General features: G+C 39.4%; 24 protein-coding genes. 5 read left to right on the top strand and 19 right to left on the bottom strand.

Features of this window, described 5'->3' with window-relative positions; genetic code table 11:
- Positions 1 to 48 precede the first annotated feature (48 nt).
- A complete protein-coding gene (locus BM192_RS17495; protein ID WP_051759770.1) occupies positions 49 to 909 on the bottom strand; it encodes a cupin-like domain-containing protein in 861 nt (286 codons plus the stop codon).
- Between the two features lie 308 nt (positions 910 to 1,217).
- Here BM192_RS17495 and BM192_RS17490 point away from each other — a divergent pair, with 308 nt between their 5' ends.
- Complete coding sequence (locus BM192_RS17490) at positions 1,218 to 1,634, top strand: hypothetical protein (protein WP_037439668.1); 417 nt, start codon at positions 1,218 to 1,220, stop codon at positions 1,632 to 1,634.
- Positions 1,635 to 1,666: 32 nt separating this feature from the next.
- Here BM192_RS17490 and BM192_RS17485 read toward each other — a convergent pair whose 3' ends face one another.
- The 14 genes from BM192_RS17485 to hemA form a co-directional block, all read right to left on the bottom strand.
- Positions 1,667 to 2,659 carry an ABC transporter ATP-binding protein gene (locus BM192_RS17485; RefSeq protein WP_037439744.1) on the bottom strand — a complete coding sequence of 331 codons (993 nt, stop codon included), beginning with the start codon at positions 2,657 to 2,659 and terminating at the stop codon, positions 1,667 to 1,669.
- Between the two features lie 107 nt (positions 2,660 to 2,766).
- A complete protein-coding gene (locus BM192_RS17480) occupies positions 2,767 to 3,585 on the bottom strand; it encodes an outer membrane beta-barrel protein (protein WP_037439670.1) in 819 nt (272 codons plus the stop codon).
- Positions 3,586 to 3,605: 20 nt separating this feature from the next.
- A complete protein-coding gene (locus BM192_RS17475; RefSeq protein ID WP_037439671.1) occupies positions 3,606 to 4,355 on the bottom strand; it encodes a hypothetical protein in 750 nt (249 codons plus the stop codon).
- Positions 4,336 to 4,905, bottom strand: coding sequence for an RNA polymerase sigma factor (locus BM192_RS17470; protein WP_037439674.1), 570 nt, complete (start codon positions 4,903 to 4,905; stop codon positions 4,336 to 4,338). The genes BM192_RS17475 and BM192_RS17470 overlap by 20 nt, the downstream gene beginning before the upstream one ends.
- 60 nt (positions 4,906 to 4,965) lie before the next feature.
- Positions 4,966 to 6,105 carry a hypothetical protein gene (locus BM192_RS17465; RefSeq protein ID WP_037439676.1) on the bottom strand — a complete coding sequence of 380 codons (1,140 nt, stop codon included), beginning with the start codon at positions 6,103 to 6,105 and terminating at the stop codon, positions 4,966 to 4,968.
- A 30-nt stretch (positions 6,106 to 6,135) separates the two neighbouring features.
- Positions 6,136 to 6,684 carry a CopD family protein gene (locus BM192_RS17460; RefSeq protein ID WP_037439678.1) on the bottom strand — a complete coding sequence of 183 codons (549 nt, stop codon included), beginning with the start codon at positions 6,682 to 6,684 and terminating at the stop codon, positions 6,136 to 6,138.
- Positions 6,684 to 7,706 (bottom strand): uroporphyrinogen decarboxylase, encoded by a 1,023-nt coding sequence (hemE, locus tag BM192_RS17455; protein ID WP_037439679.1) that lies wholly within the window; start codon positions 7,704 to 7,706, stop codon positions 6,684 to 6,686. The genes BM192_RS17460 and hemE overlap by 1 nt, the downstream gene beginning before the upstream one ends.
- Positions 7,707 to 7,771: 65 nt before the next feature.
- Positions 7,772 to 8,287, bottom strand: coding sequence for a hypothetical protein (locus BM192_RS17450; RefSeq protein ID WP_037439681.1), 516 nt, complete (start codon positions 8,285 to 8,287; stop codon positions 7,772 to 7,774).
- Positions 8,287 to 8,994, bottom strand: coding sequence for a response regulator transcription factor (locus tag BM192_RS17445; protein ID WP_037439683.1), 708 nt, complete (start codon positions 8,992 to 8,994; stop codon positions 8,287 to 8,289). Before BM192_RS17445 ends, BM192_RS17450 begins: the two co-directional genes overlap by 1 nt.
- 5 nt (positions 8,995 to 8,999) lie before the next feature.
- Entirely contained in the window at positions 9,000 to 9,866 is an 867-nt protein-coding gene (locus tag BM192_RS17440; protein WP_037439685.1) for a sensor histidine kinase, read from the bottom strand.
- Positions 9,867 to 9,896: 30 nt separating this feature from the next.
- Positions 9,897 to 11,270, bottom strand: a complete 1,374-nt coding sequence (gene hemL, locus BM192_RS17435; RefSeq protein WP_074591694.1) for a glutamate-1-semialdehyde 2,1-aminomutase — start codon at positions 11,268 to 11,270, stop codon at positions 9,897 to 9,899.
- Between the two features lies 1 nt (position 11,271).
- Positions 11,272 to 12,240, bottom strand: coding sequence for a porphobilinogen synthase (hemB, locus tag BM192_RS17430; protein WP_037439689.1), 969 nt, complete (start codon positions 12,238 to 12,240; stop codon positions 11,272 to 11,274).
- Positions 12,241 to 12,254: 14 nt separating this feature from the next.
- Positions 12,255 to 13,835 carry a hydroxymethylbilane synthase gene (hemC, locus tag BM192_RS17425; RefSeq protein ID WP_037439691.1) on the bottom strand — a complete coding sequence of 527 codons (1,581 nt, stop codon included), beginning with the start codon at positions 13,833 to 13,835 and terminating at the stop codon, positions 12,255 to 12,257.
- 193 nt (positions 13,836 to 14,028) lie between these two features.
- The gene (hemA, locus tag BM192_RS17420) at positions 14,029 to 15,255 is read right to left on the bottom strand and encodes a glutamyl-tRNA reductase (protein WP_037439692.1); all 1,227 of its coding nucleotides are present in this window, start codon (positions 15,253 to 15,255) and stop codon (positions 14,029 to 14,031) included.
- Between the two features lie 174 nt (positions 15,256 to 15,429).
- Between hemA and BM192_RS17415 the strand changes: the two genes are divergently transcribed.
- Positions 15,430 to 16,278 carry an alpha/beta hydrolase family protein gene (locus BM192_RS17415; protein WP_037439694.1) on the top strand — a complete coding sequence of 283 codons (849 nt, stop codon included), beginning with the start codon at positions 15,430 to 15,432 and terminating at the stop codon, positions 16,276 to 16,278.
- On the opposite strand, the gene ispG is transcribed toward BM192_RS17415, so the two are convergent.
- From ispG to BM192_RS17395, 4 genes are all read right to left on the bottom strand, one after another.
- On the bottom strand, positions 16,275 to 18,245 hold the full coding sequence (gene ispG / locus BM192_RS17410) for a (E)-4-hydroxy-3-methylbut-2-enyl-diphosphate synthase (protein WP_037439696.1): 1,971 nt from the start codon (positions 18,243 to 18,245) through the stop codon (positions 16,275 to 16,277). The genes BM192_RS17415 and ispG overlap by 4 nt on opposite strands.
- Positions 18,246 to 18,311: 66 nt before the next feature.
- Positions 18,312 to 18,914 (bottom strand): RDD family protein, encoded by a 603-nt coding sequence (locus BM192_RS17405; RefSeq protein ID WP_037439698.1) that lies wholly within the window; start codon positions 18,912 to 18,914, stop codon positions 18,312 to 18,314.
- 3 nt (positions 18,915 to 18,917) lie between these two features.
- Positions 18,918 to 19,877 (bottom strand): LiaF transmembrane domain-containing protein, encoded by a 960-nt coding sequence (locus tag BM192_RS17400; RefSeq protein ID WP_037439700.1) that lies wholly within the window; start codon positions 19,875 to 19,877, stop codon positions 18,918 to 18,920.
- A 59-nt stretch (positions 19,878 to 19,936) separates the two neighbouring features.
- Entirely contained in the window at positions 19,937 to 20,623 is a 687-nt protein-coding gene (locus BM192_RS17395; protein WP_074591699.1) for a PspC domain-containing protein, read from the bottom strand.
- Positions 20,624 to 20,902: 279 nt separating this feature from the next.
- Between BM192_RS17395 and BM192_RS17390 the strand changes: the two genes are divergently transcribed.
- From BM192_RS17390 to BM192_RS17380, 3 genes are read left to right on the top strand one after another with little or no spacing between them, the layout of a single operon-like run.
- The gene (locus tag BM192_RS17390) at positions 20,903 to 21,637 is read left to right on the top strand and encodes an MlaE family ABC transporter permease (protein WP_037439702.1); all 735 of its coding nucleotides are present in this window, start codon (positions 20,903 to 20,905) and stop codon (positions 21,635 to 21,637) included.
- On the top strand, positions 21,634 to 22,386 hold the full coding sequence (locus tag BM192_RS17385; protein WP_037439704.1) for an ABC transporter ATP-binding protein: 753 nt from the start codon (positions 21,634 to 21,636) through the stop codon (positions 22,384 to 22,386). The genes BM192_RS17390 and BM192_RS17385 overlap by 4 nt, the downstream gene beginning before the upstream one ends.
- A 20-nt stretch (positions 22,387 to 22,406) precedes the next feature.
- Positions 22,407 to 23,294, top strand: coding sequence for an RsmD family RNA methyltransferase (locus BM192_RS17380; protein WP_037439706.1), 888 nt, complete (start codon positions 22,407 to 22,409; stop codon positions 23,292 to 23,294).
- Positions 23,295 to 23,296 lie beyond the last annotated feature (2 nt).

The raw sequence follows: 23,296 nt of genomic DNA, 5'->3' as shown, positions 1-23,296 counted from the left end.
CCTAGTGGGTTGCCCATTTTTTTATTCAGAATTGTTGATTTTAAATTCTCAGACCCGACTAAAGGTATCCTTAATTCTACAACCGGCGCCGGCTGCAAGTGCATATAAATATGCTGCCGCAGCTTTTGACTGGCTGGCTTCTTTCTTGAAATTCCAGACGTCTGCCATGAACAGTGGAAAATTTTTATGATTCAACTGATCAAAAGCAACAGATATAGTTGGATTTACGGAGTATGCAGTATGCCAGATTCCAAAAGGGATATACAGCGTTTCCCCTGCGCTTACTTTAAACCGGACAGGTGTTGCATTCCTGAATTCAGGATGTGCAATATAATCGGGTTCAAATACATTAACCGGCGATCTCCACTCGTTTTTATCTGATACATAGAGAAACTTTTCCTGACCCCTTGGAAATACAGTAAATTCCTTTTCTCCATATAACTGATTGATCCAGGCACTTAAATGATAGTAGTCTTTATGTACATAGGGAAACTTACCTCCAGGCCCACCGACAAACAATTCCACTATACCTCCCCAGTGTCCGCGCTGAAAAGGTTTTTCTTGTAACCAGTTTGGCTTGGCATAGTCAAGACTAAGCGGTGTTAATAGTTCAAGCAGTTCGGGTATCGTCTTTTTAATATCAAAAGTCAGTGGATACGGAGCTGGATTTTCCACACTGCTGTTTTCTACCAGATCCATTACTTCCGAAATTCGATATGGTTTGCCGGAAGTAGTATTGATAACGTCACTTTCGCGGTCAGGGTAATTAGTCCGGAACCAATCTGGAGTGAATAGTTTTTTTGCTTTCCATGCTTCAGTTGCATTGGTAAAGATTACAGGAATACCAGGGTTATGATGTTCTTCCATAAATTCCTGGTAAGTAATGGATCCTTTTCGTTGAATTTCCATAAGAGCTTAATTTTCAGATATATAAATATCATACAAATTGGATGATATTATAAATAATATTTATATTTATCTAAAATCAGCGTATATTTTTCTTCTGAAAGACGGAATCCCGGTAATTAAATTTGATAAATTTACGATTAGAAAAAAATATTACATAATACACTATATTCATGATTAGCGACATATATTTCGGGTATTCTGATTTATTCTTTATATTCAACTATAATTGGCGCTACTAAAATATTGACGGTTATTTATGGCCGTATATTTGTACAAGCAAACAAAAACACACAAAACAATTCTTACCTATGAAAAAAACAGTACTAATAATGCTTTTAAGCATCGTGACACTGGGAATTTCCTCCTGTAAAAAGGAAGTCTTTGTGCCGAATGATGGAATCCCGAACCAAACACTCCTAAAATACGTTGCTTCGGGTGACTGGAGACTTTCCCCGGACAATAACACTTATTCGGTGACTATTCCGGTTGGAGAAATTGACAGGGGCACTTTTGAAAATGATAATATTTCATTAATGATTTCAAGAGGTGACAATGATGTTTACGATGGAATGCCATACTCTGATGAGGCAAGCGGCGATAATTATAGCTTTGACATCACACCTGGCTCTGTTACGATTTACTATCAGAACAAATACAGTGTTCCGCCAGCAAGACCTAATTTAGTGACGAGAGTCAAAATTGTTCTAACTACATCGTCACTATAATATTTTACAAATATAATAGCTGTAATAGACTATCAAAACTCAAGAAAACGACCAATGTTCACCTGAACGTGGTCGTTTTTTTTATGTGTTCCACTATTCAGTTGTATCGCTCTGATCAGAACTCCATTTCTTTCCAACAGCAGTTCTTCATAAAAACCTTTATAGTATACGTCTTTAACTGCAAAGCGTTTACTGTTCCAGGCATTCTTGAGCTCTGCCCATTCAGGGTAAAAAACGATAGTCTCAGCCTTTGTATGTATACCTAAATCCAATGCTTGCTGATGGTTTAAGACTACTGCATTACCGAGTAAACGGGCAGTATAAATGTGCTCAGGATTGTTGTAAATATATTCAGGTTTCCCGATCTGTATCAATTTTCCATCCTGAATCAACAATAGCTTATCTGCCAGAAATAACCCGTCTGCCGGATCATGTGATACCATAATTACAGTAACTCCTGTGTCAGCCACTATCCTTTTAATATCTGCCCGCAATTGATTCTTCAGCAGCGCGTCTACCTGGCTGAATGGCTCATCCAGTAACAGCACCTGGGTATCTGAAACTAACGCTCTTGCGATAGCTACCCTTTGCTGTTCTCCACCGCTTAATTCTGTGATTTTCTTTTGGCTCAGGTGGCTGATGTGCAAATGTTCCATCATTGCAATCGTTTTCTCTTGCTTTGATTTAACATCTGTATTAGATAACATCGAGGCGATATTATCATAAACCTTTGCATAGATATTTAAGGAAAAATCTTGAGTAACAATTTTCATTTCCTTATGTCCGGGGATCAGCTGTTCATCAGGTCCGAGTACACGGTTTCCTCGATATAATACTTCACCACTGTCAGCTTTTAATAAGCCAAACATCGTCTTTAACAAAGTCGACTTACCGCTCCCGCTTTCGCCTATAATAGCTACGATCTGTCCGCTGACAATATCAAAGCTGATATCATTTATTCCCGAAGCCTGACTTGTTTGATATTGCTTGGTTAAAGCTCTTACACTGATTATATTTTCATCCACATAGCAAAGATACATTTCATCGTGAATATTGCAGAGAAAAGCTTCCTGTTAACAAAAAAGCCCTGTTTGCATATGCAAACAGGGCCATGATTTTATTTGTGTATCTCTTAATTCAAACCGAAGGTAATACCAAATGACATGTTTTTAACCCCTTTTTGTGCATCCGTGTCAAACATATCATTGAAATAGTATTTGGTAAACAAACCTATACCACCGTAACCAATACGCGCTGTTCCACCAACTCTGACAGGTTGAAAATGATAGTCATCTTTAAACTTCTGCTTACCTCTTTCATCACTGATCTGCTTAACTTTTCCATTCAGCAGGAAACTAACCTCTGGTCCAAGGACTAAGTAGAAACGTTTTCCTTTGTTATTTTCCTTAGATCTAAATTCAAAATTCAAGGGAATATGTACATAGCTGTTAGAAAGGCGGTTTTTGCTGAAATGGACGTCGTCATCTATCGCAACCAGCTCCGGCATATTTTGCTGAATAGTTACGTCATTTTTCAAGCGAATCATTGTCCAGTCAAAACCACCAGCCACATAGACTTTAAAGTTGGGATTAAACCTGTAACCAAAATAAAGTACATCAAATGATATTGTACTAGTCTTAGCCCCTTTATAAGAAAGGAAGTCATTCTTTGGAGAAACAGAAAAGCTACCGTTATCAATTATCCTGCTAAAGCCGATATCAAGTCTGGTAAATGTTACTCCTCCCAGAAATCTCCCTTTATGTGCTTTAACAACTTTAGTGCTGTCCTGATCAACATTTGTCTGATCATTTGAATCGCCGAAAGATAGATTTATGTTATATTTCTTGTTTTTTGAAAAGGTAAGACTGTTTTCATCCTGTGCTAATAACTGCCCTGAAGATAATGCCGTAAGGCTACTTAACACCAGCAGATTCATTAAAAATCTCTTCATATTTTTTTATTATTTGTGCGTTACTTTTGTTTTTTCTGATTTAATTTGAGCATTCCGATATTGATTGCGATTAAAGATGAATTGTCATCATCAGTTTTAAATTTCAAAATCTTCTCCGCTCTTTTATCCACTTTATCCACTACATAATTAACAAGATCACCAACATTACGAATCCCTCGCTGCTGGTCTGCATCTTCTACCCCACTATCTGTTTCCAAAGAAATCTCGTTCGACGCCTGTAAAAATGCTAATTTATCAGGTTTATATAATGTTTTGTTATCTACATGACGAGCAATGTCTGAAGAAGGTTGCAATGAACTTAGCATTATTTCTTCTTTCATCGGAATAACCGGTTGCGCTTCGATATCGCTCTTCTCAGATTCAGCCTTTCCTACTTCGACCGTTGGAGCCAAACTAATGCGCCCGCGTACAGGCAAATCAGGGTTATTGCTATCAACACGCTCTGTAATTACCTTTTCCTTATTTTCGACTACAGTACTCCGCTCTTGCCTGGTAGAAGTATTTAAGGCTAGCCTCTCTTTACTTATCACCTGGTGACTGGCATAATAACTCATATATGCACCTAGAGATGACAGCAACAAAACAGATGCAGCCACTAACCACCGGCGCCTGTACAAGGCTCCTCTTTTTTTCTGAAGATGAAGTACATGTTCCAGATCGGACCAACTGCTTGCAGGTAACTCAATTTCTGAATTTTCAAATTGATCCCTGAGTCGTTGATCGAATTCTTTATCCTGTATATGTTGCATAATCAATACCCTCCATTTTAATTATTTCCTGCTTCAAAACTGCCCTTGCTCTTGATAACTGAGATTTACTGGCGCCAGCAGAAATACCTAAACTATCTGCAATTTCCTGGTGAGAAAAACCTTCCATTACATACATATTAAATACTACCCTTGTCCCATCTGATAACCCCTGAATGAGTTTAAGTAACACTTGCATACCCATTCTGCTAAAATCAAAATCGGCAGCAATCTGCTCTTCGTTTTCAGTAATCGGAACGATATTCATCATACGAAGATTCCTCCGGTAACTTTCAATTGCAGTATTTACCATTATTCTTCTTATCCAACCTTCTAACGAACCGGCACTACGGAATTCCGAGATTTTCCCAAATACTTTAATATACCCTAGCTGGAGTATATCTTCGGCCTCCATCCTGTCACGGGCGTATCGCATGCAAACAACCATCATCTTGGGCGCAGTTTGTTTATATAACAACTCCTGCGCCTTTCGGTCTCCGGCTCTACATCCTTCCAGTAAATTGTCTAGGTTTAGCTTTGGCGTCAATTTCATTTGTTCAGTTAAAGATAAGATGAACAAACTGTACAAAAGGTTGCAACCAAATAAGAATATTTATTTTTTCACTTTGAACAGCCTGAAATTCTCTTTATAGGTCAGGAAAAATGAATGTTGAAATTGCAGGGATTCTTTTCTCGAAGTACCGAGGTCAATATGCGGCTCAAGTCTGACATCGAGATATAGATTTGGAATAAGCTCCTTTTGATAGGCATAACGCAATAAGAAAATACTCCTGCTGCTTTCCTTATAACCAAATTCATAGAGGTTAGATGAAACCGACTCGTATAAAGGCATTCCTTTAATGGTCATAAAGTTATTACCCTTCCAGTAAGAAGCTGCCAGGCTCCCGTATTTTGACTCCACTCCGGCATTTAACCATAAGCCGAACCCTCCTTGAAAAGCTTGTTGTTTAGTTGGCGAGAAATCTTTGTATCCCACGATATAGTTAGATGTATAAATAGAGCTAACGGGTCCGTAAGTCGCTTTCGAGACTTTAAAACCGGTGGCTCCATTAAATAGCGTCTGCAAAGGAATATCCTTTTCAAGATCAATCTGTCCACCTTTATGGTAGGCAATAAACTGAGCCGGTATACTTAAATTCCAACCATTCTTTTTATATAGAGAAACCTCTGTGGTCAGTCCTCCTATAATTTGTTCCTTCACAGGTGACGCCCGGTAAATCATTTTTTGCCATGCAATCCACGCATCCAGTTTAAACTTATCTTTTTCGATCAATAACTGTGTCCCATATTGAATAGGATCAGTTATCTGTCTTTCAAAATCCCATAAAGGTTCAATATAACCATGGTGTATTCCGCCCTCAAGCGAACCGAAATTTAAAGTTAGATCCTTCTTATGATATTTTAAAGCAAACAGTAATTTAGAATCATATAACCCCCGGTCATTACCAAAGTCCTTGCGCATATACGCACCCATAACAATAGCAAGGTTCGGATGTGCGTAATAAACAAGTTCAGGCTGCAACTGCGTACCATACAAGGTATATCCATCGTGAAAAGGATTAGAGTACTCGTAATTCCTTACGTAATTGAAATTATAAAAATTCAAATGGACTTCACCTGTTGCTGTACTATCAGGTCTGATACGGTTTTCAATTGCTGTTGAATTAAATTGCGCATAACTGCTGCCTGCAATGCTTAAGAGGAGGAAAAGACTGAGTAGAAGTGATCTCATGGGAAAGGAATAAATGGAGAGCGGTAATCCTTATTGATTATTTTTTTGTCTGTAGTTTTTATACAATTTTACGGCTGTCATGATTACTACAGAAAATATAATCAACCCTATAAGGCCATAAAACCAGTCAACTGCGCTTTTTAATACGACAGTAAAAACAATAGCGACTAATAATACTGTAGCCAGCTCATTCCACAAACGTAATTTAAAAGAGGTTAATTTGAATATGCCAGATCTCAGCTGCTTCATAATCTGCTGACATCTGAAGTGATATAACAGCAGCAGAAAAACAAAGCCGAGCTTAACAGGAAGCCAGGACGTCAAAAGTAAGCCTGGTCTGATTGAAATCATGGCTATTCCGGCCAGGACCGCTAAGATCATGGCCGGAGTAGTGATAATATTCCATAATTTCTTCTCTATTTTTATAAATTCCTGCTGAAGGATATTTTTTTCCATCTCAGGTCTGTCATTTGCTTCAGTATGATAAATGAAAAGGCGGACTATGTAAAACAGGCCTGCCATCCAGCTTACCACAAAGATAATATGGACAGATAGAATATATAAATAGTATTGGTCCATTAATAACGGAATTCTTTGATCAGATCGACTGCATATTTCACATTGTCAAAAGGAATATCAGGCATAATACCATGTCCCAGGTTAAAAATAAAACCTTTCTCTCCACGCATTCTTTCAAACAGCTGATGAATAGTCTTCTTGATCACAGCTTTATCTGCGTAAAGAATATGTGGATCCATGTTACCCTGAACGGCAATTCCCGAAGGTAATATATTTTTAATATTAAGTAAGTCGGCATTCCAATCTACAGAAATCACATCTGGTTTAGCTTCCGCCATCATTGGAGCGAAAACGGAACTACCTTTACAGAATGAGATTACCGGAATATCTTTACGGTTCAGATTAGAAATGATCTCCTGGATGTAACGGTGTGAGAACTCTGCATAGTCATTCCAGGATAGCGCAAGTGCCCAGCTATCAAAAATCTGGATAGCATTAACGCCGGCAGCAATCTGCAGGTTTAAATAATCAGCCGTTACCTTGGCAATTTTTGCCAGCAGACGATGTGCAACTTCCGGATGGTTATGAATAAATAATTTGGTGAGTTTAAAATCTTTAGATGAACCTCCCTCAACGAGGTAGCTCATTACCGTAAACGGTGCACCGGCAAAACCGATTAAAGGAATACTACCATTAAGACGCTGCTGAATAACTTTAATAGCATCAGCTACATACTGCAGTTCATCCAGACAATCTACATTTAGATTTTCTACATCCTGCATATTTCTGACCGGATTAGCAAACCTTGGGCCTACGCCTTGAGTAAAGCTTAAATCTCCGCCCATTGCTTCACCAGTAACCAATATGTCGCAAAATAAAATAGCGGCATCAATACCTAGTAAGTCAACAGGCAGCATAGTCACATCTGCAGCGATTTCAGGTGTCTTGCACATTTCCAGGAATGAATACTTGTTTTTGATCTCCCAGTATTCAGGCATAAAACGACCAGCCTGGCGCATCATCCATACCGGTGGACGTTCTGTTTGTCTGGACCATGCCGCATCTAAAAATAAAGTGTTCATCTGATAGTAATTTGTTGATTTACGTTTTGAATTGACCTGCGTACACGGCAGGCCTTATATTTACATTATAAGTTATTTGCTTCTTTGAGGAGTTTCTGTACGATCTCTTTCGCTCTTTCTGTATTTGCCAGTTCACCGGCTTTCTCTGCATAGGCCAACGTCCTGACTTTATCCTTTTTGCGCAATGCAAGATTAGCGAGATGGATGAGCACAAAAGACTTATCGGTTTTCGTGCCAAGCGGAAAACGGCTGGCAATCTGAAAATGCATTTCCGCCGATTCATAATCACCATTTTTCAAGGCAATATTAGCCATCATGAATTCATAGTAGCCTCTTCTATTTTTCGAAAGACGATCTGGATCAGGCACTTCAGCCAATAAAATCGAGGCGCGTGTATAATCGCCATTTTTGAAATTTTTGGAGGCCATCAATATTGAACTGCTTTTAAAATGACTCCAGATTATGAACAACAACATCAGCCCTGCCAGTGCAGCCAGCTGATGTTGTTCGTAATAGAGGCTTATGCCTGCGGCAATTGCAAAAACTGCCATCAGAATATATCTGCCGGTAGCGTTAAACATTAGCTATGAATATCCGTGAATTTATAGCCTACACCACGTATAGAGTGAAAATAGACCGGGTTTTTCTGATCGGGTTCAAAATATTTACGGAAAGTCAATATAAAATTATCAATTGTCCTTGTAGAAGGATATACATCGTAATTCCAAACCGTTTCCAGAATTTGCTCGCGGGAAACTGCTTCGTTCTTACGTTCAATTAATAGTTTTAATAACATAGTTTCCTTCTTAGTTAAAGGAACAATAACACCGTCGTCCTGCTTTAACTCAAATGAGTTGAAATAGATAGTCTTATCACCAATTTTATAAGAATTCAGTTCTTTCAGGTCATCAGATTTCATACTGCGTTTCACCAAAATACCCACACGTAGAATTAACTCCTCCAGGTTAAACGGCTTAACCAGATAATCATCCGCGCCTTTTTTAAGGCCCATTACACGGTCTTCACTAGTGTTTTTAGCTGTTAAAAATAGGATGGGCACTTCAGTATTTTCCAATCTGATCGTTTCACATACCTGGAAACCATCCATCTCAGGAAGCATCACATCCAGAATAATCAGGTTGAAACGTTCTTCCTTAAATATTTTAAGGGCAGTTTTCCCGTCTTTTACGGCATGAACTTTATACCCTTCCAGCTCAAGGTTTAATTTGATAGCGTCTAATAAGTGGTCTTCATCTTCGACCAATAAGATTCTTAATTTCTGTTGCATAACAATCAACTAAATGTAATTTCAAAAATTGTACCCTGTGGTACATTGTCTTTAACGCTAATGTCGGCATCATGCCGCTGTAGTACTTCCTTAACTATAAACAAGCCAAGTCCAGTTCCTTTTGCTTTCCGTGTATGTTCTTGACCTACCCTGTAAAACTTATCAAATATGAGCATTTTTTCGCCATCCGGGATACCCGGGCCTTTATCACCTACACTAAGAAAAGCATGTCCGTCCTGCATTTTAAGTTCCACAGTGATTTCAGCACATTCTCCAGAGTATTTAACGGCATTTTCAACCAAATTATTGACTACTGATGACAGTGCAAACGGGTCTCCCGTAATAATAATCTTAGGCTCAATAAAAGGCGTAATCACCTGTTCACAACCACAAGAATGGATCTGAAGCCTATCAGTGATTTTAGTGACCAGTTCAGATAAATCAAACTCCTCTGCAGGGAAAGAATAAGACCTGTTTTCAATTTTAGTAGCCAACAGCATATTTTCTACCAGGTCATCCAACCTTTCTATATCCTTTAGCGAATTGTTCAGTAATGAAGTCTGACGAGCTTTATCCAGGTCACGTTTCACGATAGTCTGAAGTGATAACTTAATTGCCGCTAAAGGAGACTTTAACTCATGAGTAACAGATAACAGGAAATTTTGTTGTTGTTCCCGGAGTTTATCTTCCTTTTTAATGGATTTGTGAAGGAAATAAGCGCCAACACCCAGCATAAAAAGAAACACGGATCCCTCCCCCATAACCATAGCCATGCGCGAGGGCTGAAGTTTTACAACCAGAGTTCCCCATGAGATCAGCTGAACCAGTGAGTAGAGCAGCAGAAAGTAAAATATGATAATTGATTTCTTCAATTGATATAATCCTCTTTAAAGATAGTTAAATTATTTATTTCTGAACACAATATCCAAAGCTTCCAAAATGGCACGTTTCGCCTTTTCAAGTTCTATTTTAGTATGTGCCGCAGATACAAACCCAACCTCATAACCAGATGGCCCCAGATAAATACCACGGTTTAAAAGTTCACGATGCATAATTTTGAATTTCTCCATACTCGCAGGATCAATGTCCTCGGCGCAACGGATAGATTCTTTATCTGTGAAAGCAAACCAAAAAATAGAGCCAACATAGAATACCTTAAATTTATAGTTTCTGGTTGTTGCGAAACGCTGGATACTTTCCGCGAACTCAGCAGCTTTATTATTAAGTTCCTTATAAAACCCGGAACGTAACAGCTCTGTAAGCTGCGCTATCCCTGCCGCCATTGCAACGGGATTACCGGATAATGTACCTGCCTGATAAACACCTCCGTCAGGGGATATATGTCCCATTATTTCAGCAGATGCTCCGTACATACCCACAGGAAGACCTCCACCGAGTATCTTTCCATAAGTTACGATATCCGGTTTTATACCGTAATAACCTGCAGCGCCCTCGAATCCGATCCGGAAACCTGTAATTACCTCGTCAAAAATTAATAGCGTGCCATTCTCATTACAGATCTGCTGAAGAAATTCTACATAAGATTTTTCCTGCATCAGCAAACCATTATTTGCCGGAATACCTTCAATAATAACAGCTGCAAGCTGATCTTTAAACTGAGTAAAAGCTTGCTTAATAGCCTCAATATCATTCAAAGGAATAACAATAGTCTCCTCAGCAAATGACTTAGGAACACCCAGTGAAGACGTTTCGCCGAAAGTAACTAACCCAGAACCAGCCTTAACTAACAGAGAGTCACTATGCCCATGATAACAACCTTCAAATTTAAGTATTTTATCTCTCTTGGTATATCCTCTGGCCAGTCGGATTGCAGACATAACAGCCTCAGTACCAGAACTTGTAAAGCGGATTTTTTCTACAAATTTGTTGTTTTTTATAATAAGTTCGGCTAATTCGTTTTCCAGAGCTGTGGGTGCACCGAAACTCATACCATTCTGCATAGTTTCAATTACCTTCTCTCTCACCTTTGGTGGGTTATGCCCCAGAATAAGCGGTCCCCAGCTCGCACAAAAATCAATAAACTGGTTTCCATCAGCATCCCACACAAAGCATCCATCGCCCTTTTGAATAAAAAGCGGAGTACCATACACAGATTTGAATGCTCTTACCGGAGAATTAACCCCACCTGGAAAATACGTTTTTGCTTTTTCATAAAGCTCCGCCGATTTTTCCCTTGAGATATCAGGTTTACTACCCGGAGAAACCGGCATTTCGCCCTCGTTTCCAGAAAATATTTTTTTTAATGATTCTAACATATTACATCCAATTCTTTTCAGCGATATCCCTTATATGATAAGTAGTGATAATACTAGCCCCAGCCCTCGCGAAAGCGTACATAGTTTCCATCACAATTTTTTGTTCGTCAATCCATCCCTTTTCGGCCGCTGCCTTAACCATCGCATACTCGCCTGATACATTGTAGCAAGCAATAGGCAAATTGGAATGCTGTTTTAAGGTCTGCATTACGTCCAGGTAAGCTAGCGCTGGCTTAACCATGAGCACATCTGCACCCTCGGTTTCATCAAGCAGTGCCTCGCGCAGTGCTTCCTGCGGATTTCTGAAATCCATCTGATAAGCCTTTCTGTCTCCTTTACTAGGTGCACAATCAGCCGCTTCCCGAAAAGGTCCGTAATAAGCCGAAGCAAATTTAGTTGCGTGAGACATAATCGCTGTATTAATAAGCCCCTGGTTGTCCAGAGAACTTCTGATAGCAGCAATCCTTCCGTCCATCATATCAGACGGAGCAAGCATATCAGCACCTGCCTGAGCATGAGCTACGGCCATCTTTGCAATTACTTCAACTGTGGCATCATTCTGAACATAATCATCTTTCAGAATTCCGCAATGACCATGTGTGGTATAAGAACATACGCACACATCTGTTACCACATAAAGATCCTCACCAAATTGCTTTTTCAACTCGCGAACCGCAGCCGGCACCAGTGAATGATCATGATAGGCAGAACGGGCATCCTCAGACTTTTCATCACCTACACCAAACAACATGATTTTATTTACGCCCAGTTCCAGACCTTTTTCTACATCTCTGATTAAAGTATCAGTAGAAAAATGATTCACTCCCGGCATAGCATCAATAGCGTGTACTACCTGTTTCCCCGGTACGATGAAATATGGATAAACAAACATGTCCTTTGACAATTTCGTTTCTGCCATCATTTCTCTTACTACCGGATTCTTTCTTAGTCGACGTGGACGATGTAACATAATTACCTCTTCTTTTATTTTAATTCAATACCAAACACTGCTTCTGCAAGACCAATTTCGTCCGGAGAATAAGGTAAAATATAATTTACTCCCATTTCCTCCAGTTTTTTACCCGTAGAATTGCCAATCGCAATTACCTGCTGACCAGGCTCTAATAAATTATCCGCGAAATAAGCATCGACATTTGAAGGACTTGTGAAAATAAGTACCTCAGCAAATGACTGATCAACATCTTCTTCAATAACTGTTTCATAAATTGGCAGATCGACCACTTTCGTAGAAGAATCCACACGACTCTGAATACTCTGCAGGGAATCCTGTGCACGTGGGAATAAGACGGTCTGACCTTTGATCATTTCAGCAAATTCTTCCGCAATACCCGGTATATCTCCCCCCTCGCCTACGTAGTCAGCCCGGTATCCATGCTTTCTTAACTCATCTTCAGAACCTCTTCCAACCACGCCAAAACGGATGTGTTTTGAAAGTAAAGGCTTCAATTTAAAAAAGTATTCTACACCATTACGGCTGCTAAAGAAAATCCAGTTCAGGTTTTTAAGATAAAAAGGATCTAATACGTTTACAATAGGAAAAGTACGGATTAGCGAACGATCTTCGATTTCAATTTTATGCCTTTCCAAAGCACGGCGCAAGTAACTGTGTTCACTGATTTCTCTGGAAATAAATATTTTGGACGGTAATTTTCTATCCTCACTGAACTTGCTTACGATATGTTCGGCAAGCCCCTCCAGACTATCAACCCGAAAGAATAGACGATCCGGAAAATGTTCAGCAGTAACTGCCTTCGACGTCCAGACTTCATATTTACCATTTTCTTTCTTACAATAACAACCAAGTGGCATATGACATCCACCTTGAAAAAGGTTCAGAACTTTACGTTCGACTTCAATTTCATCCGCTGTATTTTGGTCATTTAACTTTTGAAGCAATTCAAAAAGCTCAGGATCATTTTCCCTGATCTGGAAAGCCAGTACCCCTTGTGCAGGCGCAGGTATCAGTTCAGTTGTATCAATAACTTCGGTATGAAATTCACTTAGGTCGATACCCAGACGGTTAATACCTGCCTTGGCCAATAAAATAGCGTCATAGTTCTCATCCCTTAATTTCTGGATGCGCGTAATGACATTACCCCTTAAATCTTCAATATTAAGATCAGGACGAAGTGCAATTAACTGTGCTTTTCTTCTGTTAGAAGAAGTACCAACCTGAGCGCCATTTTTTAATGACAGCTTTTTCGTGATATCTACACAGTCCTTTAATACAATTAATAACTCCGATGCATCTTCTCTTTCAGATACAGCTGCAATGATTAATCCCGGAGGATTTGCAGTAGGTAGATCTTTCTGACAGTGAACTGCAATATCTATAGTACCATTGAGTAATTCTTCTTCCAGTTCTTTTGTAAAGAAACCTTTTCCCTCCAACTTATCTAGTCTGAGATTAAGAATTTTATCACCCTGAGTTTTAATGATCTTCAATTCGGCTTCCACACCGATTTCCGCTAGCCTGTCTTTAGTAAAATTGGCTTGCCATAATGCCAGATCACTGCCTCTGGTACCGATAATAAGTTTTTTCATCGAAATATATAATTTTTTAATCTTGAATAGCCTGACGTCATTCTTGCTCTTCAGAACAGGAAGGGGACGTGGATGTTTTCAGCTTAAAGCCTAATTAATCCAGAGTTACCCGCATTGTAAAACCGACGCAAATTTAGCCTAAATGCGCAATACTCACCAATAATAAACAAATAATGTAATTAACCTGACTAATCTAGCTATTATTGATCATGATCTCTTTAGCCATGACCATCGGTACACTGATGTATTTCTTTTCCATGTAGTCCATCACCCGTTCAAGTACGATTCTGGAGTTTTCATCCAGCGTATTTATCTCCTCTGCAAAAACGATATCTAATGCTTTACTTTTAATAGCTTTAATCTTCTGAGGCACTTCGCTCATAGCTATTTCAATCTTACGCTGACGGAGAACAAGATCAAATTCGGTGATATTTTGTTCGATAATCTGTTCCGCATTTACCAGTTCATCATATCGTTCCTGGATATTTTTACGCGCAACTTCTTTCAAAGACTCCACTTCGATATAATGAATAGGGAAGTTTTTAATCACAGCAGGCGCTGTGTCATTTGGGATAGCCAAATCCACGATCACCTTTTTACCGGTATCGCCATTTAACAAATTTTTATATATTTCTTCGGTAATTATCGGTTCTGTAGCACCCGTACAGGTAATGATCACGTCAAATCCACCTTTAAAACCGGCTAATTCAGTTAATGGATAAGCAATTCCATTCAAGTCTTTTGCCAGGCTTTCCGCATTTTCTACGGTGCGGTTAAAAATGGAAAAATTAGAGTATTTATGTTTTTTAAGATATTGAGCGAGGTTTTTGTTCGTCTCACCTGCACCGATAATTAACAACCTTGAATTTGCTGTAATCGTAAGATCTCTTAATTTCCGGTAAGCTAGTGACACTACAGAAACTGGATTTTTTGAAATATTAGTATGCGTATAAACCTCTTTAGCCGTTTTCACGACACGGTTCATAATCATACGCATATAGTCCCCCGTAAAGCCAGAAACCCTGCAGGCTTCATAAGCCCGGCGTACCTGAGCAAGAATCTCCTTCTCTCCTACTACCAGACTTTCGAGTGAACAAGAAGTACGAAGTAAATGATTAAAAGCAGCTACCTGTTCATAAACAGAAACATTGTCTACAAACTGATCGATATAAGCTGCAGGCAGTCCCATATCAAGTACCCTGAAAAATTCCAGTATAAATTCTCGATCTAAAGTGCGGGCTGTTGTGAAAACAAATTCTACCCTGTTACAGGTACCGATATAGAAAATCTCTTTGACCCCAAGTTCTTTTTGAATATTTCTGAGTCTGTCATCAAGTGTCTGCTCGCAGATAACTAATTTCCCTAAAGATTTTAAGTCAATCTGTTTGTGGGTAAAAGCAAGTATCTTTAAATATTCCAAGGTGGGTGGGTTGTTTTTTTTTCGTGCTAACAAAAGTAAGAAGACAGCCCATATCCACTGTCATTATGCTGTAATTAAGCGTAATTTAGAAAGGTTTTAAATTAAAGATTTAGTTATAAACTAATAGACAATGTGTTTGTTATATTAAGTAGATTGACAATTTAGCCAAAAGATATGATCAAAAGAGAAGAATTTATACTGTCAGGATCAGCTGACCAGAGAATCAATGGAGATCTGACTTATGACGACCAGTACAAGAATCAGCCTACAGTTTTGTTTGTTCACGGATTCAAAGGATTTAAAGACTGGGGCGCACATCATCTCGTCGCTAAAGAATTTGCAGAACGAGGGTTTCGATTCATTAAATTTAACCTGAGCCATAATGGAGTTACTGCCGAAAATCCAAATGATGTAACAGATATGGATGTTTTTGCGGCGAACACCATTTCAATGGAAGTTCAAGATCTGGATACTATGGTCAATTATGTCAGCCATACTTATCCAATGTCAGACATTTGCCTGATTGGCCACAGCAGAGGTGGTGGATTAGTAATTCTTCAGGCCGCTAATGACCCCCGTATCAGTCAGCTGGTGACTTGGTCAGCGATTGCGGAATTCAATTCTCTATGGAAATCTGAACAAGAAGAGGAATGGGAAAACTCGGGGCGCATATATGTAGAAAATGCACGCACCAAAGAAAAAATGCCTTTAGAGGTGACCCTGTTAAAAGATTACAAATCCCATGAAGAGGAATTTAATATTTTACGTGCAGCAAATCGTGTTAATATTCCATGGCTTATCCTGCATGGCGATCAAGATGTAAACGTCAATTTCAATATTGCACAATCCCTGGCACAGGCTAAACCTGAAGCAAGATTACAAAAAATAGAAAACGCTAACCACGTTTATGGAGCTAGTCATCCATTTAACGCAGCGCAGTTACCAGCTCAACTTCAAGATGTATGTGATAAGACCCTTTCATTTTTGAAAGAAAACCTGGCTCATAACCACAAGCAAGTTTAGTGTATCTCCCGGGTTTCGATCCAATTGCCGTCTTCTTTGATCAAGCCAATAAGATCATCAAGTGCATTCGCAGAGTCGACGTTCTTTTTAACGACCTCTTTGCCACGGTAAAGCGTAATCTTTCCCGGGCCGGTACCGACATATCCATAATCAGCGTCAGCCATTTCACCAGGCCCATTGACAATACAGCCCATAATCCCAATTTTAATCCCTTTCAGATGATCCGTTCTGGAACGGATTTGCTGTGTTGTTTCCTGAAGGTCGAATAACGTACGTCCACAACTCGGGCATGAAATATATTCGGTCTTCGAGATCCGGGTACGAGTTGCCTGGAGAATTCCAAAACTGGTAGAATTTAATAGCGATAGGCTGATGTCTTCGCTTGCGTTCAGCCAGACACCATCGCCAAAACCATCTGTAAATAGCGCACCAAGATCTGTGGCGGCATACAATTGTAATGTCTCCGCATCAATTATAGGATAACTTCTCTTAATTATCACCGGAAATGTGAGTCCTGCATTCAATAAACTAGTAAAGAACGAACGCTGAACTGTCATATGATCTGCAGCAGAAGATTCCAGAATAATCACGGCAGTTTCATCAAGAGCTTTAAGCTTTGACAAATCAAAGTCAGCGGCATTTACTGAAACCAGATTCAGTAAAGAATCATGAATTGAATTATCCAGGTACTCGTCAAGTGTAAATAAGGGAAAACAATTCTGTTTGTTATTAAGCTTATTCCAGGTACCGTAATTATAAATCTGCGACAAATTTCCAGGAAAAGAAAAAGATGGTAGTTCATCCCCCAGATAGACCAAATCACAAGCCTGGTCGGCCATATTGTATTTATCAAGTATCGCCTGGTAATTATAACCTGCCTCTTTCAGGAAGAAAGGGTCCTTTAAATTTTTACCAGAAACATCAAGCATCACTACCGGATGAAAATGACCTCCGATATGCTGCACCGCATGGGTATTCCTTCTTGAGTAAGCATATGGAGAATACGGCAGGTCCTTTAACGCAGAAATTTCTACGGGAGAAGTAGTTTGTTGCTTACGTTTACTATAACGATCAGCCAGCGCTTTAGCCACAGGAGCTTCAAATTCCGGATCTTCAGTAAGCGAGACGCGGATAGTATCTCCTAAACCATCTTCCAGCAAAGTACCAATTCCAACAGCCGATTTAATTCGGCCATCTTCCCCGTCACCAGCTTCGGTAACACCAAGGTGAAGCGGATAATTCATTCCTTCTTTAACCATGGTTTCCACCAGCAAACGGTAAGCCTGTACCATTACCTGGGTATTACTGGCTTTCATAGAGATGACCAGATTATAATAATTGAGATCTTCACAAATCCGTATGAATTCCATTGCAGATTCAACCATGCCACGTGGTGTGTCGCCGTACTGACTCATAATTCGGTCAGATAACGATCCATGGTTAGTACCTATACGCATAGCAGTACCATATTCTTTGCAGATTTTAACCAGCGGTGCGAATTTCTTGTAGATTCTGCTTAATTCAGCATTATAGGCATCAGTCGTATAATCAATATTCTCGAAACGCTTTTTATCAGCATAATTTCCGGGGTTGATTCTTACTTTTTCTACAATTCTGGCAGCGGATTCAGCTGCGTTCGGTGTAAAATGAATATCAGCCACTAAAGGAACATTATAGCCGCGGTAACGCAATTCCTTTTTGATTTGCGCCAGATTTTCTGCCTCCTTCATACTTGGGGCAGTGATACGCACGTATTCACAACCAGACTCAACCATTCTGATAGTCTGTTCTACCGTGCCAATGGTATCCATCGTATCGGTAGTTGTCATAGATTGTATGCGGATAGGATTATTCCCGCCCATAGGCACATCACCTATTTTAACTTCTCTGGTTATAAATCTTGAATACTCATCCAGACTGTTACAGTAGCCACCGGTTAAAAGCTGTTTTGCTGTTGTATTTTCCATGCGTATGCAAAGATAAAACTTTATATCATCAAGTTATCTGCCGGATTGATTCTGAAATTGAAATGACTAGATAAGCCGGTCTTTAATCACTACCGTTTCTGCGGCAATATCATGCCAGCATTGTGCCTTTTTATTCAAAAATGAATACAGATAACCAAAAAACAAAGGCAAAACAGAAAGAATTTTTGCAAGCTGTCTAATTATTGACTTGCCGGTACTGATTCTGTTTCCTTTCAGATCGGTTACTTTAATATGCAAAAGTCGCTTTCCAGCCGTGCCCTGCTTTATAGAAGCATCACCAAAAACACTATAGATCATTTTAAACACAGGAATTGCGGGGAGGCACATTATTGCAAAGGCTATACGCGACTGCTTATCGGTAACTACCATAAAAACAAGCAATAATGCAAGGATATAGACCATAAATAATAAAAAATAATCTATCACGGATGCCAGTAAACGCTGGTCGAAAGCAGCAAAATATTGCGGGGCGGTACGCTGGTAGTTAAACCCAAAAAGCGCACAAAGTTCTGGGAACTCGTGCGCTTCTTTATAATCGTCCATTCCTGGTATGCGGATAAAAGTTCCTGCCAAGACAGATTTGCCTGCTAGTTCTTCCAGCGTATAGGGTCCTTCAGGCTTACCGCTTACCACGATGGTATATTTCATATTTTAGTATCTGCTTACCTCAAAGTTACTTAATCCTCCATCCAGAACAATAATTACTTTTTTAGCTGAAGAACTATAATTAGAAGTCTCGTAACTATTATTGTTTATTTTAATAAACCCGGGAAAATCCTTTGCACTCAAACCAGTTTTCGTAGAGATTCTGCAACCCGAAGCTTCCGGTACTGTCAATTTAACATCTGCTACTCCTGTTTTAACAACAACATCCGTAACAGGTACTAGATCACCTATCCTGATATCCAGTGAGGCAGCACCACCATCAAATCCAAATCTGCGGACCTTATAATCGGAGAAATCAAATTTCACCTCGCCAGCCCCCATTTTCATGTTTACAATCCATTCAGGTGCCTTATTCATTTGCAGATTGACATTATTACCACCATCATTAATTGACCAGCCCCCTTTCTTCTCTTTCATTTTAAAGATGACTGTGTTCACCGAATCCGAACTTTCTTTCTGGAGGATGAAATTTCCGCTCCGTTTTTCAACGTTTGCGACAACAAGACTGTCCGTTTCGCCGTCCAGGGAGAAAGATGTCCCGCCGCCAGAGATATTAAATACAGTCTTTTTTGCACTGTCTGCCGGAACAAAAGGTGTTGAAAAAGTTAAAGATTCTTTGTTACCATTATCGTCCTGATCTGAATCAATATCAATGTCAAAATCTTTACTGAATCTGCCATCCATCCATGATCTGCCCGCAGGAACCTGCTGACCTTTGTAAAAAACAAATCCAAGAACTATTACCAATACACCAAGCGAAATCATATTGCCCGTTTCAGATTTGTTCTTGTTGAACAGAATATTTACTCCGGAAATGATTAGAAATACAGGCCAGAAACTCCAGACATTTCTCCAATAAAATTCGATTAGATTAAAGTTCTCCAGCAAGAGCACGATGCCGACGAACAAAAGGACGATGCCCCACATTACTCTGGTTAATTTCATGATTATTTGAATTAGGACCGGAAACCCGGTCAGTTCGATAGAATATTTTAATTTAAGACCTAAAGCTGATCCTCAGGCTTTTGTTGTACTACAGGTGGCTCATTAGTCAGATTATCTGGTCTCTGTTGAAAATCTGATGGTTTTTCCTGAAAATCAGTTGTAGTCTGCTGTCCCTCTTTCCACTCCTCCCATTTATTTTTACGTTTCGATTTCAGAATAAAGCTCAGACCAATAGCAACAAATACGAGTGGCCATAATTTACCTAGTTTAAACCAGTAAGGAATAATATGAAACTCATTCATCAGGAAATATAAGCCTATGACCAGCAGGAAAAGGCCTCCTATAGTTCTGCCCGTATCATTATTTTTAGGCAGTGATTTAAAATCTACCGGATTTTGCCAGTCCGGATCATATTTCTTTTTTTCGTTAACATCCTCAACCGGAGTAGAAAACGGCTGATCTGCTGCCGGCCCCTGATTAAAAGTACTTCCCGGCATATGGAAGGGTGGTTGCTGATTTTTAAAATAATCGTTAAACTTTGAGAATCTGGCTGCCGGATCATTGTTAACCGGAACTACGATCCACATAACCAGGTATACCAGCACACCCGTTCCAACCAGAAAGATGGTAGACAATACGAACAACAATCTGATGATGGTAACATCTACTTGCATGTAAGCTGCTAAACCCGAGGAAACGCCGGCAATTACTTTGTCATGTTCGTTTCTTAATAATCTGTTTTCCATAATTTTGTCTCCTATATTTATGTACCGGAAAGTAAATCAATTCCCTTCCGGTTTACGATAATAAGACTTAAGTAACATCAAATAGTTACAAAGCGTTCTTATTTTTTATAATGTCTGTAAAGACACAGCAGATTCCAGCTGTGAACCTTTCAGGGGCGCAAAAAAACTACAAAATATCTGTATTACCAGAATAATTTCAAGAAATAAAGAAAGTGACAACAATTTTTATCGTTTCTTTGTATTAATATAGTAATGATACATTAGCTAAATTCCCACCGAATGAATTTCACCAATTTTGGTAAATACCTATTACTGTTAAAGGCAGTTTTCAGAAAACCGGAAAAATTTAAAATATATTTAAAGGCAATTTTTCAGCAGATGGATTTCATTGGAGTCGGTTCATTAGGACTGATTGCAATTATATCCACCTTCATCGGTGCAGTAATGACTTTGCAGATTGCATTTCAGCTAGTCAGCGATTTTATCCCAAAAACTATTATCGGATCTGTTACACGTGATTCCAGTATACTGGAATTAAGTCCAACAATTACAGCTATTGTACTTGCCGGAAAGATTGGTTCTGCTATTTCATCAGAGATAGGTACCATGCGTGTAAGCGAGCAGATTGATGCATTGGAGATTATGGGAATTAATTCACCTGGTTACCTGATCCTGCCAAAACTTATTGCCGGAATAACAATGGTACCATTGCTGGTAATCTTCGCAATGGCATTAAGTATTACAGGTGGTTACTTTGGAGGAACCTTATCAGGAGCTGTAAGCCCGGCTGAATATATACAAGGTATTACCACAGACTTTAACCCTTATACAATTGTAGTTGCACTTGTCAAAGCATTTGTGTTCGGATTCATCATTACGACAGTTCCTGCCTACGAAGGATTTTATGTAAAAGGCGGTGCATTAGAAGTTGCACAGGCGAGTACAAGGGCTGTTGTTGTCAGCTGTATTAGCATTCTTGCCTGTGATTACATTGTAACTCAATTGCTATTATGATCGAAATCAAAGACATCGAAAAATCTTTTGGTTCCAACACGGTACTAAAAGGTATATCCGGAAAATTTGAAGCCGGCGTAACCAATCTGATCATTGGCGGTTCTGGTTCCGGAAAAACTACTTTATTAAAATGTATGATTGGTTTACACACCCCTGAAAAAGGAAGTGTGCAATACGATGGCCGGGAATTCACCGAAATGGATTTTGAGCAACGTATTGAAATTCGTAAGGAAATCGGCATGCTGTTTCAGGGTTCGGCACTTTTTGATTCTATGACTGTCGAGGAGAACATCATGTTTCCGCTGAATATGTTTACTGAACAAACCTTTAGCGAAAAGCTGGAGAGAGTGAACTTTTGCCTGGAACGAGTTAATCTGGAAGGTAAGAACAAATTATTTCCGGCAGAATTATCAGGCGGAATGAAAAAAAGAGTTGGGATTGCCAGGGCCATAGCGATGAACCCTAAGTATCTTTTCGTAGATGAACCCAACTCAGGACTAGATCCTAAAACATCAATTGTGATTGATGAATTGATTAAAGAAATTACTGAGGAATACAATACCACAACGATCGTTGTGACTCATGATATGAACTCTGTGATGGGAATCGGAGACTATATTCTTTTCCTGCACGAAGGAAAGAAATTCTGGGAGGGGTCGAACAAAGAGATTGCACATACCGATATTCAGGAGCTCAACGATTTCGTTTTTGCGAGTCGCTTTATGAAAGCCGCAAAGAAAAACTTTTAAATAACAAGTCCAAAAATTTTATGATAAGCCTATTAACGCCCATCCACTGGAAAGATTACGAGTTGATTGATTGTGGAGATTTTGAAAAACTGGAACGCTTCGGAAATTTAGTTCTGAGCAGACCGGAACCACAGGCAGTATGGAAAAAAACTCTTTCAGAGCAGGAATGGAAAAAAAGAACACACATCCGTTTCAAAGGACGCTCAGCTACATCCGGTGAATGGATCAAATCTGCACAGAATATACCAGAAAGGTGGAATGTTGAATATAAGAATGATGAAGTTAAGATTAATCTTAGACTCGGATTAACTTCATTTAAACACGTTGGGGTATTTCCCGAACAAGCTGTGAACTGGGATTACATCTCGTCATCCATTAAAAAATTCAAGAACCCAAATCCGAAAGTATTAAATCTTTTCGCTTATACCGGAGCAGCGTCTTTAATCGCAAAAGCGGCAGGTGCAGATACGACACACGTAGATTCCATTAAGCAGGTGGTAAATTGGGCAAATGAAAATCAGGAACTTTCACAGTTAAAAGATGTCAGATGGGTGGTAGAAGACGCATTAAAATTCGTTAAACGCGAGTTGAAACGCGGGAAGAAATATAATGGGATTATATTAGACCCGCCTGCGTTCGGACATGGACCTAACGGGGAGAAATGGAAACTGGAAGATCACATCCAGGAAATGATGCAGGACGTAGTTCAATTATTAGACGAAGAAGAACATTTCCTGATACTCAACACCTATTCCCTTGGTTTTTCTTCAGTTATTGTAGAAAATCTGATTAAAACATCCTTTCCGCAAGTTAAAAATCTGGAGACAGGAGAACTTTACTTACAGGCAACCTCCGGCATTAAACTTCCCTTAGGTGTATTTGGTAAATTCAACACCTTCTCCGCTTAAGA

The sequence above is a fragment of the Pedobacter antarcticus genome, assembly GCF_900112985.1.
Lineage (GTDB): Bacteria > Bacteroidota > Bacteroidia > Sphingobacteriales > Sphingobacteriaceae > Pedobacter > Pedobacter antarcticus.
The sequence above is the reverse complement of the archived record's forward strand: the minus strand, read 5'-3'. Positions and strand labels throughout refer to the sequence as shown.

Bases quoted from the DNA above. Each gene is read 5' to 3' on its own strand.
- BM192_RS17495 (WP_051759770.1), bottom strand. From the start codon at position 909: ATGGAAATTCAACGAAAAGGATCCATTACTTACCAGGAATTTATGGAA.
- BM192_RS17490 (WP_037439668.1), top strand. From the start codon at position 1,218: ATGAAAAAAACAGTACTAATAATGCTTTTAAGCATCGTGACACTGGGA.
- BM192_RS17480 (WP_037439670.1), bottom strand. From the start codon at position 3,585: ATGAAGAGATTTTTAATGAATCTGCTGGTGTTAAGTAGCCTTACGGCA.
- BM192_RS17475 (WP_037439671.1), bottom strand. From the start codon at position 4,355: ATGCAACATATACAGGATAAAGAATTCGATCAACGACTCAGGGATCAA.
- BM192_RS17470 (WP_037439674.1), bottom strand. From the start codon at position 4,905: ATGAAATTGACGCCAAAGCTAAACCTAGACAATTTACTGGAAGGATGT.
- BM192_RS17465 (WP_037439676.1), bottom strand. From the start codon at position 6,105: ATGAGATCACTTCTACTCAGTCTTTTCCTCCTCTTAAGCATTGCAGGC.
- BM192_RS17460 (WP_037439678.1), bottom strand. From the start codon at position 6,684: ATGGACCAATACTATTTATATATTCTATCTGTCCATATTATCTTTGTG.
- hemE (WP_037439679.1), bottom strand. From the start codon at position 7,706: ATGAACACTTTATTTTTAGATGCGGCATGGTCCAGACAAACAGAACGT.
- BM192_RS17450 (WP_037439681.1), bottom strand. From the start codon at position 8,287: ATGTTTAACGCTACCGGCAGATATATTCTGATGGCAGTTTTTGCAATT.
- BM192_RS17445 (WP_037439683.1), bottom strand. From the start codon at position 8,994: ATGCAACAGAAATTAAGAATCTTATTGGTCGAAGATGAAGACCACTTA.
- hemL (WP_074591694.1), bottom strand. From the start codon at position 11,270: ATGTTAGAATCATTAAAAAAAATATTTTCTGGAAACGAGGGCGAAATG.
- hemB (WP_037439689.1), bottom strand. From the start codon at position 12,240: ATGTTACATCGTCCACGTCGACTAAGAAAGAATCCGGTAGTAAGAGAA.
- hemC (WP_037439691.1), bottom strand. From the start codon at position 13,835: ATGAAAAAACTTATTATCGGTACCAGAGGCAGTGATCTGGCATTATGG.
- BM192_RS17415 (WP_037439694.1), top strand. From the start codon at position 15,430: ATGATCAAAAGAGAAGAATTTATACTGTCAGGATCAGCTGACCAGAGA.
- ispG (WP_037439696.1), bottom strand. From the start codon at position 18,245: ATGGAAAATACAACAGCAAAACAGCTTTTAACCGGTGGCTACTGTAAC.
- BM192_RS17405 (WP_037439698.1), bottom strand. From the start codon at position 18,914: ATGAAATATACCATCGTGGTAAGCGGTAAGCCTGAAGGACCCTATACG.
- BM192_RS17400 (WP_037439700.1), bottom strand. From the start codon at position 19,877: ATGAAATTAACCAGAGTAATGTGGGGCATCGTCCTTTTGTTCGTCGGC.
- BM192_RS17395 (WP_074591699.1), bottom strand. From the start codon at position 20,623: ATGGAAAACAGATTATTAAGAAACGAACATGACAAAGTAATTGCCGGC.
- BM192_RS17390 (WP_037439702.1), top strand. From the start codon at position 20,903: ATGAATTTCACCAATTTTGGTAAATACCTATTACTGTTAAAGGCAGTT.
- BM192_RS17385 (WP_037439704.1), top strand. From the start codon at position 21,634: ATGATCGAAATCAAAGACATCGAAAAATCTTTTGGTTCCAACACGGTA.
- BM192_RS17380 (WP_037439706.1), top strand. From the start codon at position 22,407: ATGATAAGCCTATTAACGCCCATCCACTGGAAAGATTACGAGTTGATT.